This window comes from Phycisphaerales bacterium (genome assembly GCA_035627955.1).
Classification (GTDB): Bacteria; Planctomycetota; Phycisphaerae; order Phycisphaerales; family UBA1924; genus JAEYTB01.
Genome location: DASPKU010000006.1, coordinates 97,542 through 110,127 on the forward strand (window position 1 = coordinate 97,542; position 12,586 = coordinate 110,127).

10 protein-coding genes are annotated in these 12,586 nt (G+C 66.1%); 4 read left to right on the plus strand and 6 right to left on the minus strand.

The window, feature by feature from the left end; all coding sequences use genetic code 11:
* Window positions 1–166: 166 nt before the first annotated feature.
* The 3 genes from pnp to VD997_04950 all read left to right on the plus strand — a co-directional run bounded on the left by pnp (window position 167) and on the right by VD997_04950 (window position 3,895).
* Window positions 167–2,353, plus strand: coding sequence for a polyribonucleotide nucleotidyltransferase (pnp, locus tag VD997_04940; protein ID HYE61321.1), 2,187 nt, complete (start codon window positions 167–169; stop codon window positions 2,351–2,353).
* 311 nt (window positions 2,354–2,664) lie between these two features.
* Entirely contained in the window at window positions 2,665–2,979 is a 315-nt protein-coding gene (locus tag VD997_04945; GenBank protein HYE61322.1) for a cold shock domain-containing protein, read from the plus strand.
* An 82-nt stretch (window positions 2,980–3,061) separates the two neighbouring features.
* Window positions 3,062–3,895: an ATP-binding protein gene (locus VD997_04950; GenBank protein ID HYE61323.1), complete on the plus strand. Its 834-nt coding sequence runs from the start codon at window positions 3,062–3,064 to the stop codon at window positions 3,893–3,895.
* Window positions 3,896–3,904: 9 nt separating this feature from the next.
* Here the strand turns inward: VD997_04950 and VD997_04955 are convergent, their stop codons facing one another.
* From VD997_04955 to VD997_04975, 5 genes are all read right to left on the minus strand, one after another.
* Complete coding sequence (locus tag VD997_04955; GenBank protein ID HYE61324.1) at window positions 3,905–4,255, minus strand: hypothetical protein; 351 nt, start codon at window positions 4,253–4,255, stop codon at window positions 3,905–3,907.
* A 26-nt stretch (window positions 4,256–4,281) separates the two neighbouring features.
* Window positions 4,282–5,757 carry a dihydrolipoamide acetyltransferase family protein gene (locus VD997_04960; GenBank protein ID HYE61325.1) on the minus strand — a complete coding sequence of 492 codons (1,476 nt, stop codon included), beginning with the start codon at window positions 5,755–5,757 and terminating at the stop codon, window positions 4,282–4,284.
* Between the two features lie 72 nt (window positions 5,758–5,829).
* Window positions 5,830–6,090, minus strand: coding sequence for a hypothetical protein (locus tag VD997_04965; GenBank protein HYE61326.1), 261 nt, complete (start codon window positions 6,088–6,090; stop codon window positions 5,830–5,832).
* 33 nt (window positions 6,091–6,123) lie between these two features.
* Window positions 6,124–7,203, minus strand: a complete 1,080-nt coding sequence (locus VD997_04970; protein ID HYE61327.1) for an alpha-ketoacid dehydrogenase subunit beta — start codon at window positions 7,201–7,203, stop codon at window positions 6,124–6,126.
* Between the two features lie 150 nt (window positions 7,204–7,353).
* Window positions 7,354–8,682, minus strand: coding sequence for a hypothetical protein (locus tag VD997_04975; protein HYE61328.1), 1,329 nt, complete (start codon window positions 8,680–8,682; stop codon window positions 7,354–7,356).
* A gap of 873 nt (window positions 8,683–9,555) precedes the next feature.
* Between VD997_04975 and VD997_04980 the strand changes: the two genes are divergently transcribed.
* Entirely contained in the window at window positions 9,556–10,248 is a 693-nt protein-coding gene (locus VD997_04980; GenBank protein ID HYE61329.1) for a fibronectin type III domain-containing protein, read from the plus strand.
* Window positions 10,249–10,774: 526 nt separating this feature from the next.
* On the opposite strand, the gene guaA is transcribed toward VD997_04980, so the two are convergent.
* The gene (gene guaA, locus VD997_04985; protein ID HYE61330.1) at window positions 10,775–12,493 is read right to left on the minus strand and encodes a glutamine-hydrolyzing GMP synthase; all 1,719 of its coding nucleotides are present in this window, start codon (window positions 12,491–12,493) and stop codon (window positions 10,775–10,777) included.
* Window positions 12,494–12,586 lie beyond the last annotated feature (93 nt).

The following is a 12,586-nucleotide window of genomic DNA, read 5'->3' on the forward strand; positions in this document are numbered from 1 at the left end:
TTCAGAAGGTGGCACTGGTCTCCTGACCAGTGCTCAATCTGAGCCCTGCCTCTGCCTCTCAGAGGTTCTTGGAGAGTCTGGGCGGTTATCCCAGGCATCGCGGCCAAGGGCAATCGGGCCCGCCGCTCCCCCCGCAGACGCGGGGCCAACTCCAAGGATTTTCCCAATGGCACAACTCGCTCCCCTCCAGACCCCCATCCGCGTCGAGCGTGAGATCGGCGGCCGCACGCTGATCCTCGAGACCGGCTCGGTTGGCAAACTCGCCAACGCGTGCGTGATGGCGACCTACGGCGGCACCTCGGTGCTCGCCGCGGTGGTCCGCAGCAGCCCGCGCGAGGGCATCGACTTCTTCCCCCTCACCGTTGATTACCGCGAGAAGACCTCGGCGGCGGGCAAGTTCCCCGGCGGCTTCCGCAAGCGTGAGGGCGCGCCCAACGAGAAGGAAATCCTGACGATGCGGATGATCGACCGCCCGATGCGGCCGCTCTTCCCCGACGGGTTCCTCGATGAGGTGCAGGTCCAGGTTTTCGTGATGAGCCACGACGGCGAGAACGACAGCGACGTGCTCGCGGGCACCGCCGCGTCCGCCGCGCTTGCCATCTCCGACATCCCCTTCGAAGGCCCGACCGCCACCGTGCGCGTTGGCCGCATCCACACCGACGACGGCCCCCGGTACGTGATCAACCCCACCGTGTCGCAGATGGACTTCAGCGACATGGACGTGGTAGTCGCCGGCCACAAGGACGGCCTCAACATGATCGAGGTCGGGGCCGCGGAGGTTGATGAGAAGGGCGTGCTCGGCGCGCTCGACTTCGGCTACACGTACATCAAGGACGTGCTCGAGCTCATCAGCCAGCTCCACAGCAAGGCCGGCAAGCCCAAGGTGCAGGGCGAGCTCCACCTGCCCAGCCCCGAGATCACCGAGAAGGTGCGCAGCCTGGTCGAGGGCCCGCTGACGCAGGCCCGCCAGATCAAGAAGAAGCACGAGCGCGGCGACGCGGTGGACAAGCTCCGCAAGGAGATGCTCGACACCCACTTCCCGCTCGCGATGGGCACGACCTACGAGGCCTACGCAACCTCCCTCAAGGCTCGCAACATGGCCAAGGAGGCCTTCAAGCGGCTGGAGGAGAAGATCACCCGCCGCCTGATCGTCAAGGACCGCATCCGCGCCGACGGGCGCGGCCCCACCGAGATCCGCCCCATCGGCGGCGCGGTGGGCATCTTCGCCCGCACGCACGGCTCGGCCCTGTTCCAGCGCGGCGAGACGCAGAGCCTCGTGAGCGTCACCCTCGGCACCGCCAAAGACGAGCAGATCATCGACGGCCTCATCGCCGAGTACAGCAAGAAGTTCACCCTGCACTACAACTTCCCGCCCTTCTCTACGGGCGAGGTGAAGCGCATCACCGGGCCCGGACGGCGCGAGATCGGCCACGGCGCTCTCGCCGAGCGCAGCCTGATGGCCATCCTGCCCAGCCCGGAGGAGTTCCCCTACACGATCCGCGTGGTCAGCGACATCACCGAGTCCAACGGCTCGTCGTCGATGGCCAGCGTGTGCGGCGGCTGCCTGGCCCTGATGGACGCGGGCGTGCCGATCCGGGCGACGTGCGCCGGCATCTCCGTCGGCCGCTTCGCCGATGACAACGACCAGAACGAGATCTTCGTCACCGACATCATCGGCGAGGAGGACTTCTTCGGCGACATGGACTTCAAGGTGTCGGGCACCCGTGAGGGCATCACTGGCATCCAGCTGGACCTCAAGACCCGCGGCCTCGTGCTGTCGCAGATCGAGCGCATCTTTGAGCAGGCCAAGAAGGGCCGCTTGGACATCATCGAGACGATGGAGCAGATCATCGCCGCCCCGCGCACGACGATCAGCCCCCTCGCACCGCGCCTCATCACCATCCACATCGACCCCGAGAAGATCGGCAAGCTCATCGGGCCGGGCGGCAAGATGATCCGCGGCCTGCAGGACAAGTACGGCGTCACCATCGACGTCGAGGACGATGGCACCGTCCAGCTAGCGGGTCTCAATGCCGAGACGATTGAGGGCGCCCGCGCCGAGATCGAGGCGCTCTGCGAAGAGATCAAGGTCGGCACGGTCTACACCGGCAAGGTGGTGAGCATGAAGGACTTCGGCGCCTTCATCGAGCTCGCCCCCGGCACCGACGGCATGTGCCACATCTCCGAGCTGGCCGAGGGTTACGTGAAGAGCGTGAGCGAGGTCGTCAAGCTGGGCGACGTGGTGAAGGTGAAGGTCATCAACGTGGACGACCAGGGCCGCATCAAGCTGAGCCGCAAGGCCGTGATTGTGGAAGAAAACCGGTCCAAGCAGCAGCCCCAGCCCCAGGTCTGAAGCTGAATTGGCATTCTGAGCGCATAAATGAGCCCTCCGGCCCGAGCCGGAGGGCTTTTTCGTGCTTCAGGTCCGCAATCGATTTATTTCCCTTGACCCCCGGAGCGGAGGACCGGTAATCTGGGCGATCCACCGGGCCGTCTGTTCGTGGGGAAGAGGCGGCCGGGTGCTGGGTCCTGTGTACATGCGTGCAGCCTGCTCATGACCGTCACCCCGAGGGGCCGTTGCGCCTCTCGGTGGTGAGCGGTGACAACTTGGGGGTGCAGGATGCAGCGGCGGACCCCGCGGTTGCTTATTGCGGGGAGTTGGCAATGGAAGGACACAGCCGGTCGATCGAGGGCGTTGAGGGCGTGGTGAAGTGGTTCGACCCCCGGAAGGGGTTCGGCTTCATCGTCGGACCCGAGGGGCAGGACATCTTCACGCACTACACCGTCATCCAGGGTGATGGGTTCCGCGTGCTGAAGGACGGGGCCTCGGTGAGCTACGACGCGGTGAAGACGGACAAGGGGTGGAAGGCCACCCGCGTTCACCGCGTGGAAGTGGTGGAGACCACCGGCGCCGGCCTGAAGGGCGTGGCCGGCGCCAAGCGCGGGTACTCGCGGACGGTTCGGCAGCGGCCGGTGTGACCGGTCCGGGACCGGTCCAGGTCCGAGTGTTGCGCGGCGCCACCAACTTGGCTTCTGCCGGTTGGGCGCGGATACTCTGCCCGTGCACTGGGGCCTGGCATTCCTGGGCGGGGTCGGCGTGGGCGCCGTCGCGGCGGCGGTCGCCGCGCGGTGGCAGTCGCGCCGGGCGATGGAGCGCCTTCGGGAGGCCGAGCGCCGGGCGCGGAGCGCCGAGCGGCTAGCCGAGGTCGGCGCCATGACCGGCGGCCTCGCCCATGAAATCAAGAACCCGCTGTCCACGATCGGGCTCAACGCGCAGCTGCTCCAGGAGGGCGTGGAGGAGCTCGAGGGCGTTGATCAGGATTCCAAGCAGCGGCTGACGCGCCGGCTGTCGTCGCTGCGGCGCGAGGTGGAGCGGCTGCGCGGGATCCTGTCGGACTTCCTTTCCTTCGCGGGCGAGATCCGCCTGGACCTCAGCGACGCGGACCTCAACAAGGTCGTTGACGAGCTGTGCGACTTCTTCCAACCGCAGGCGCAGCAGCAGGGGGTGCGGCTGCGGACCGAACTTTCACCGACGCCGCTGGTGGGGCGGATCGACGTGCAGCACGTGAAGCAGGCAGTGCTGAACCTGATGCTCAACGCGGTGCAGGCGATGAGCGGTGTGAAGGACGGGCCGCGGGAGCTGATCCTGCGGACGGTGCGGGAGGTGGGGCGGGACGGGCGTGCGAGCAACGTGCTGCATGTGATCGACACTGGGCCGGGGATCGCGCCGGAGGTGATGGAGAAGATCTTCACGCCGTACTTCACGACCAAGAGCGGGGGGACGGGGCTCGGATTGCCCACGACCCGCCGGTTGATCGAGGCGCAGGGGGGGCGGATTGATGTGCACACGGAGGTGGGGCGGGGGACGGACTTTGTGGTGCGGCTGCCGGGGTAGTGAGGGGCATCAGTCCTCAAACTCCGCGCGCATGGCCCCGATGTCGTACGTACCGCCGCACTCTGGGCAGCGCCCGCGATCAGGGAGTTGGCCGAGCTCGTACCCGCAGTCGAAACAGACGCGGTAGCCAAGGCGTTTCAGACGCTTGACCTCGCGCCAGCAGTAGAACACGTAGCCACCAGGCAGCGCGCCGTACCAGACGTACTCGTCGACCGCGTCGAGGACCGGAAGCAGCCGGTCTACGAACATCAACGGGATGAGAACAGCGAGCACAACGATGCCGGTGATCAGCAAACGGACGGTTGCACGCTGACAGATCAAGGTCCAGTAGCGGCCGTTGCGCAGGTAGAAAGGCTTCATCGATCCCTACCTGGCCGACGTCCATTTCACACCAGCAGCGTCGCCGGCTTTTCCAGAAGTTCGCGCACGGTTGCGAGGTAAGCGGCCGCCATGGCGCCGTCCACCACGCGGTGGTCCGATGACATCGTCATCGACATCACATAGCCCGGCACGACCTGGCCGTTCTTGACCACCGGCTTCTGGACGGCGGCGCCCACGGCGAGGATGGCGACGTTGGGCGGGTTGATGATGGCGTTGAAGTGCGACACGCCGAACATGCCCAGGTTGCTGATGGTGAACGTCGAGTCGCTCATCTCCTGGGGGCTGAGGCCCTTGCTGCGGGCCTTGTCGGCCAGCTGCTTGGACTGGGCGGAGATCTGCCGCAGGCCGAGGTTGTCGGCGTTGCGGAGCGTGGCGACGAGCAGGCCGCCGCCGCGTTCTTCGGACAGGGCAATGGCGATGCCGACGTTGACGTCGGAGATGATCTCGATGGTGGGACCGGTCTCCTGACCGGTCTTTCCCCCCGCACCGGTCGGGAGACCGGTGCCACCATTCCAGCGGCTGTTGACGTACGGGTGCTGGTGCATCGCAAGGGCCACGGCCTTGACGAGGAAGTCGTTGACGCTGAGCTTCACGCCCTGGCCGGCGAGCTGCTCGTTGAGCTGGCCGCGGAGCGACATCAGCGCGTCCATGTCCACATCGACCGTGACCTGGTAGTGGGGGATGGTCTGCTTGGATTCCTGGAGGCGGCTGGCGATGACGCGCCGCATGTTGGAGAGCGGCACCGTACGGCCCTCGAGTGTGGCGCCCGCGGCGGGCACCGGGGCCGGCGTGCTGCGCTTGGGCTCGATCTGCTGTGTGTGGCCGGCCGCACCGCGGCCGCCGCCTCCCGAGCTCATCGCGTCTTCCACGTCGCGCCGGATGATGCGACCACCGGGCCCGGAGCCCTGGAGCCCGGAGAGGTCCACGCCCGACTCCTCGGCGATCTTCTTCGCAAGCGGCGACGCGAACACGCGGCCACCGCGCCCGCTACCGCCGCCGCCGTGCCCATCAAACCCGCCCGCGCTCGGAGCGCCGTGACGCCCGTTTGCCTGTGTGCCCGAGGTCTGGCGCGAGGCATCGCTGCGTTCGATCACTGCTGTGGTGCTCGTGCCCGCAGGGCGGCTCATGCCGTGCTCGCCCTCAACGCTCGCCCGCTTGCCGCTGCTCGCGGGGGCGTCCTTGGCCGCGCCGCCCTTGCCGGCGCCGGCCCCACCCGCCGACCGGGCCGCGTCCACGCTCTCGCCCGCGCCCGCGAGGACCATGATCAGCGTGCCCACCGGCACCGCCTGCCCCTCGGCCACGGCCAGCCTGGCGACGGTTCCGTCGTCGAAGCTCTGCAGCTCCATGGTGGCCTTGTCGGTCTCGATGTCCGCGACCACGTCGCCGGACTTGACCTTCTGGCCTTCCTTCACGTTCCACTTGACGATCGTGCCCTGCTGCATGGTGTCGGACAGGCGGGGCATGGTCATTTCGATGGGCATTCGAGCGAACTCCGAGGCGTGCTGCGAGGCAGGTGAACTGGTGGCATGTGGTTGAGGCCGCGAAGCGCCGCGTTACGCCGCGGGCGATTCGTTCCGCTGCATCGGGTAGACCTCTTTGACGAGCAGTGCGTTGATCATCTTGGGATAGCCCTCGAAGGCGATATAGAACGACGTCTTTGATGGATTGGAGGGCTTCTCTTCGTCTGGGCGGATCGCCGGGGTGAACCACACCCAGTCACGGTGCGGGATCTGGTACTCGGTCCCATCGATCATGCGGATTACGACACCCTGGGGGTGCTCGTACACGAACCGTCGGATCGCTGCCACATCCATGCCCTGGCCTCCTTCACGACCAGCCTACTTGCCTCACCGCCCCAGCGTCCTCCGCACCGCCGCCATGATCCGCCCCTTGTTGGGCAGGTACTCCGCCTCCAGGTTCTTGGCGTAGGGCGTGGGCACGTCCGCGCTGTTCACGCGCACGGGCTCCGCGTCCAGCAGATCAAACCCGCGCTCGATCACCTGCGTCACCACCTCGCTGGCCACGCTGGCGAAGGGCCAGCACTGGTCGACGACGACGATCCGCCCCGTCTTGCTCAGGCTCTCGAGAACAGAGTCAATGTCCAGGGGCCGGATGGTCCGCATGTCCAGCACATCGCAGGTAATCCCCTCCTTGGCGAGCTCGTCCGCGGCCTCAATACAAAAATTCACCGGCCGCCCGAAAGACACCACCGTGCAGTCCGAGCCCTCGCGGGCCAGGTACGCCTGCCCGAAGGGGATGTAGTACTCCTCTTGGGGCACGTGGGCCTTGTCGCCCAGCATGCGCTCGGACTCGAGGAAGAACACCGGGTCCAGCTCGCGCAGGGCCGTCTTCAGCAGCCCCTTCGCGTCGTACGGGTTGCTCGGGATCACGATCTTCACGCCCGGCACGTTGGAGTACAGCCCCTCCACCGTCCAGCTGTGCGTCGAGCCCAGCTGCCCGCCCGCGCCGTCGTTGCCGCGGAACACCACGCCGCAGCCCCACTGGCCGCCGCTCATGTACAGCATCTTGGGCACGTTGTTGAGGATCTGGTCGGCCGCGACCAGCGAGAACGACCACGACATGAACTCGATCACCGGCTTGAGCCCGTACATCGCCGCGCCCACCGCCAGCCCCGCGAACCCGTTCTCGCTGATGGGGGCGTCGATGATCCGCTTGGGGCCAAACTCGTCGAGCATCCCCTGGCTCACCTTGTACGCCCCGTTGTACTCCGCCACCTCCTCGCCCATGAGGAAGATCCGCTGGTCCCGCCGCATCTCCTCGGACAGGGCCTCGCGCAGCGCCTCGCGGAACTGGATGAGCCGGTCACCCTCCCTCGGGGGCAGGGGTTTAGAGAAGTCGGGCAGGCCCGGGAAGTTGTGGGCGGGGAGTTGTGGGGGGCGAGCGGGAGCGGTGGGGGTGGCGGTCATGGGCGGCGTACGTCCTCAGTCCTATGGGGGTCCGAAGGCAGGGTCCGGGCCAAAGGGGAATGGTAGGAAAGTCGGAAGTGGGAAGTCGGAAGTCGGAGCCGGACACCGCCCCGTGGGCAGGGGATGCCGGGGGTGCAGCCCCCGCGCTAGTCACGTTGGCGATTGCTCGGGCGTAGGTGGAAGACCCCATGCTTGCCTCACCGGGTCCAGGTAATAGCCCATCATCTCCAGCTTCTCGGGTGGGCGAACCACGGCCTTTCCATCCACTCGTTCGACCATGGACAACAGCGTGAAGCTCTCACCTTTAGAGTTCAGAATGTCAACGGAGAGAGTCTCTCGCCGATCTGGCGCATCCTCTGCTCGTAAATCCGGAACCTTTGGATTCAGCGAAGCTTTCCATCCCTCAGAAACCACGGCAATCTCCGTGGCACCCGTCCGCAGGACCTGCCGCCGCAAGTTGTCCCATTGGAGGTGCTTGAAGGCATTGTTAGGGAAGTGAAGCACTCCTTGCCATAGGAGTTCAGGGCCCCTGAACAGGAACGCCATCGGGACGTAGAAGCCATCGGTCTCCATGAACATCTTGGCGACTGCCAAGAGATGTCCCGCCCTTTCCTCGAGAGTCGAGGCGAGGACAGCGAGGCGGAAAGTCTCGCGACTGTCCTCTCGGTAGCGTGTTCGCGCTCGCTCCTCTCCTGCTGGATCGAGCCGCACTTGGTTGATTTGGATCTCGACCTGAGAACCATCCAACATCCGCAACCATGCGCTGCGTCTGTCCTCGAACGCGATCATGCAAGGCGGCATCATCTTCTGCCTGGGACCTGCGGCCTCGCCGCGATCGTGAGGGAGCCAACGGCAGTCCTCGTCGAGCCGGAGAACTCGATGGCAATCAATCAACAGAGCTGCGAGACGGCCGAAGACGTGCGCAAGCGCATCGAGCACTTCCACTTCTGGGAGATTCGAGTCTACCCAACGACGCTCGACTCTTAGCAGCCCGCCACGGAGGAGATTCTCGGTTGGACGCAGCTTGCGCATAAGGGCGGCTGCGAGCGCTCTGTTAGAGACGGAAGGCGCCGCCTCTACTTCCATGACTATCTCGCCGTCAGCTGACCCGACCACGTCGACCTTGGCCACGCTGCGAGTCTCAAGATCGGCGTCCTTGACGATCCTGTTCCTTGAGTTTACGGCCCAGCGCATCACGGGGTCTTTGCGGTACTCCTCTTGCCATTCTGCGTACCAGGCGTCGAAACCGGGTATTCGCGACTTCGCCGCCTGTAGCGTGAACGTGACATTCCTAAGAGCCTGAACAGTTCCATTCAGGTAGGTTCGCATTCCGTCCAAGTCGCTGTAGCGATGCAGCGCCTCGTGCCAATGGCGATGCGCCTCTCTCAATCTCGCATGTGCCGAGGCCACGGCGCAACGATCGCCCGACGCGCAGGCGCATGGGAAGGTCTTGAGGATTTCGCAATCCGACGTGGGCATCAGGGCTGATCGTATCGAGGGCGGGGCCGTTGAGATCGACTGGCTGAACTGGTCGCCGCCAAACCATCATTGCGCCGCGGATCGACGCCGCGGGTGTGTTCCGGCGTCACCGGCCGCGGCGGTTGATGGCACCCACGGCACGGAGCGCTCGCGACGACGGGCCCGCACCTCCTGAGCGGCGGAGCCGCGGGGAGCCGGTAGCCCAGGGCGTGAGCCCTGGGTACGCGGGCGGCACAACCCCCCTCTTCTTCTTTGCCTTTGAGCCCCGGACGGGGCGGCACGCGTTCTATGTCGAGGCGTGGTGCCGCCCCTCCGGGGCTCGGGCGTGCGCCGCGCACGTCACCCAGGGCTCACGCCCTGGGCTACCGGCTGCGCGCACCTCCGGTGCTCAAGGCGCCGGTGCTCAAGGCTGCGAACGCACCACCGTTTTCTCCCCTTCGTGGTCAAACGCGGGCAAACGCACCACGGTTTGCTCGCATTTGTGGTCAAACGCGCGCCGTTCGTGGTCAAAAGTGAGCAAACGGTGGTGCGATGGCTCCGCTTTGACCACGGAAGACTGAAAACGGTGGTCAAAAGCGCGCGGTTCGTGGTCGAAAGCGAGCAAACGGTGGTGGGTTTGGAGACTTTTGTGGTCGAACGGCGCACTTTGCGGGTGCTTGCGACGCCTCCGCGTCCGCTAAGAACGGCTTTCGGGTGCTCCAGAGCCTGACTCCAATACCTCCGGAGCAAAATCCAGGATTCGCGGCAGGTGGAGTTATGGAGGCCCCCCCGGTTCCCGATGACATGAGCGTCGCAACGTGCGACGGAAGTGGGGGGCCGCGGCGGTTGCCAAGGCCCTTCTCGAAGAACCGTGTTCATCGAAGGAGCCTTGAAATGAGAATCGTTCGCTCGCCTCGCAACAAGTTTTATGGGTTCGCCAAGGACCACGTCGGGCCGTTCACGACGGCACCTGCCGCTGTGGGCCTCAGTCCCACGCAAGCCGCCGCGTATACGCAGGCGGTGACCGACGCCGGCGACGCGCTCGACAGCATCAGCATGCTCAAGCAGGCGCTCAAGACCGCGACCGCCAACGCCAACGAGAAGTTCCGCACGCTCAACCAGGTCATGACCCAGACCGTCGAGCTCATTGACATCTTCGCGGCCAACTCCGCGGACCCGCAGGAGGTGTATAACACCGCCGAGCTGCTCCCGCCCACCGTTCCCAGCGAAGCCGGCCCTCCCGGCCTGCCCGGCTTGTTCCGCGCCACGCTCAACGAGGACGGCTCGGTCAAGATCAGCTGGAAGTGCAAGAACCCCGTGGGCACCCAGGGCACGGTGTACGTCGTGCGGCGCAAGCTGCTCAACGCGACGCAGTTCACGCAGGTCGCCCTCACCGGCAGCCGCAGCTACACGGACAACTCGATCCCGTCCGCCAGCGGCGGGGCCGTCTACACCGTCCAGGCCCAGCGCGGCAACGTGCTCGGCCCGACCTCTGCCCCCTTCACCCTCCAGTTCGGCATCGACGGCGGCGGCAACTTCGCCATCACCGGGATGACGGAAGGCGTGAACGGCAAGATGGCGGCGTGAGATTGTTTGTCATCGCAGCACCCAGAGCCCAGGGATCATGATCCCTGGGCTTTTGCGTTTCCGGGGGGTGTCGAAGCGCCACCCCCGGCTAAGGCCGTGCGCCGCGTCCACGGCGGGGGCGCGATGACTTGCTCTAAAGCGGTCTGCCGCATTCCGGGCACGCGGCGGCCTTGGCGAGACCCTCCAGCGAGTAGTTGCAGTTGAGGCAATGACCGGGCTGTGAGCGACGCGGCCGCAGAAGCCAGATTGTGAACGGCACGAGCGCGAGAATTGCTGACGAGATGCCGCAGAAGTAGTTACCACGGCGTGACCAGGCCTGGGCGGTGCCACGCCCGTACAGCGACGGTGAAGCGCTCCACCAGCAGTAGAGCGTGTAGTTAAGGAGCCAGAGTCCGGCAGCGAGAAGACATAATGGGATGATGAGTCGCGCAGCGCGCCGGAGCCAAGTCTTCCATCGATGTGGTTCATGCGCGCTCGTTGTCTTTACTCCGACTTCCGCCTTCCGACTTCCGCTTTCCGCTTTCGCTCACTCCCACTCAATCGTCGCCGGCGGCTTGCTGGAGATGTCGTAGACGACGCGGTTGACGCCGCGGACCTCGTTGATGATGCGGTTGCTGATGGTGGCGAGGACGTCGTAGGGGATGCGGGACCAGTCGGCGGACATGAAGTCCTGGGTCTCGACGGCGCGGACGGCCACGGCGTTGTCGTAGGTGCGGCCGTCGCCCATGACGCCCACCGACTGCACCGGCAGCAGCACGGCGAAGACCTGGCTGGTGGTGCGGTAGAGGTTGTTGGCCACGATCTCCTCGAGGAGGATCTCGTCGCAGGCGCGGAGCACGTCGAGCTTGGGCTTGGTGACTTCGCCCAGCACGCGGACCGCGAGGCCGGGGCCGGGGAAGGGGTGCCGCCAGATGAGCTGGTCGGGCAGGCCGAGCACGGCGCCGAGTTTTCTTACTTCGTCCTTGAAGAGGTCGCGGAGGGGCTCGACGAGCTGGAAGCCTAAATCCTCGGGCAGGCCGCCGACGTTGTGATGCAGTTTGATGCCCGCGGCCTGGCCGGAGTGGCCGTGGCCGGACTCGATGACGTCGGGGTAGAGGGTGCCCTGGGCCAGAAAGGTGGCTTGGTTCATGGTGGCACCGGTCTCCTGACCGGTGTGCCTTGAGTCCTTGCCCTTCGAAGGCACACCGGTCGGGAGACCGGTGCCACCAAAGGCACCCAAGCCGATGTCCTTGGCCTTGGCCTTGAAGACCTCGATGAAGCGGTGGCCGATGCGCTTGCGCTTGACCTGCGGGTCGGTGACGCCCGCGAGGTCGGCGAGGAACTCCTTCTCCGCGTCCACGACGTGCAGGTCGATTTTGAAGTGGTCGCGGAAAGTGCTCTCGACGAGCTCGCGTTCGCCGGAGCGGAGCAGGCCCGTGTCCACGAAGACGCAGTGGAGCTGATCGCCGATGGCCTTGTGCAGCAACGCCGCCACGACGGAGGAGTCGACGCCGCCGGAGAGGCCGCAGATCACCTGCCCCTTCCCGACCTGCTCGCGCACGCGGGCCGCGGCCACCTCCGCGAAGTCGGACATCTTCCACGTGCCCTTGGCGCGGCAGACCTCGAAGACGAAGTTGCGGATGAGGTCGCTGCCGTGGGGCGTGTGCGTGACCTCGGGGTGGAAGAGCACGCCGTAGAGGTCGGCGCCTCCCTTGAGTTTCCCATGCACCGCGGCGAAGGGGCTGGTGGGCGTGGCGGCGATGGTGCGGAAGGACTCGGGGATGGCGGTGATGGAGTCGCCGTGGGACATCCACACGGTGGTCTTGTCGGGGATGCCCTTGAAGAGGACGGGGGCGTTCTTTGTGTCTGACATGGCGAGGTGGGCGCGGCCGAACTCGCGGTGGCCGCCGCCCTCGATCTTCCCGCCCAGCAGCTTCGCCGTGAGCTGCCAGCCGTAACAGATGGCAAGGATGGGGATGCCCAGCTCGTAGATCGCGGGGTCGCAGGTGGGGGCGCCCTTGTCGTAGACGCTCGATGGGCCGCCCGAGAGGATGATGCCCTTGGGGTTCATGGCGCGGAGCTCGGCCGCGGTGATGGTGGGGGAGACCAGCATGGAGAAGCAGCCCGCCTCGCGCACGCGGCGTGCGATCAGCTGCACCGTCTGCCCGCCGAAGTCCAGGATGGGGATGATCTCGTCGTGGGGCACGTGGGCCGAGCCGGTGCCGGGGCTGGTGGCGGTGTTGGGGACGCGGGGGCTGGGGCTCATGGGGGGCTCGCCGGGATTGGTGCGGGGGAAGGGGAAGCGTAAGGCACAGAGTGGCAAAGTGGCAAAGTGGCGAAGTGGCAAAGTGGAAAGGCA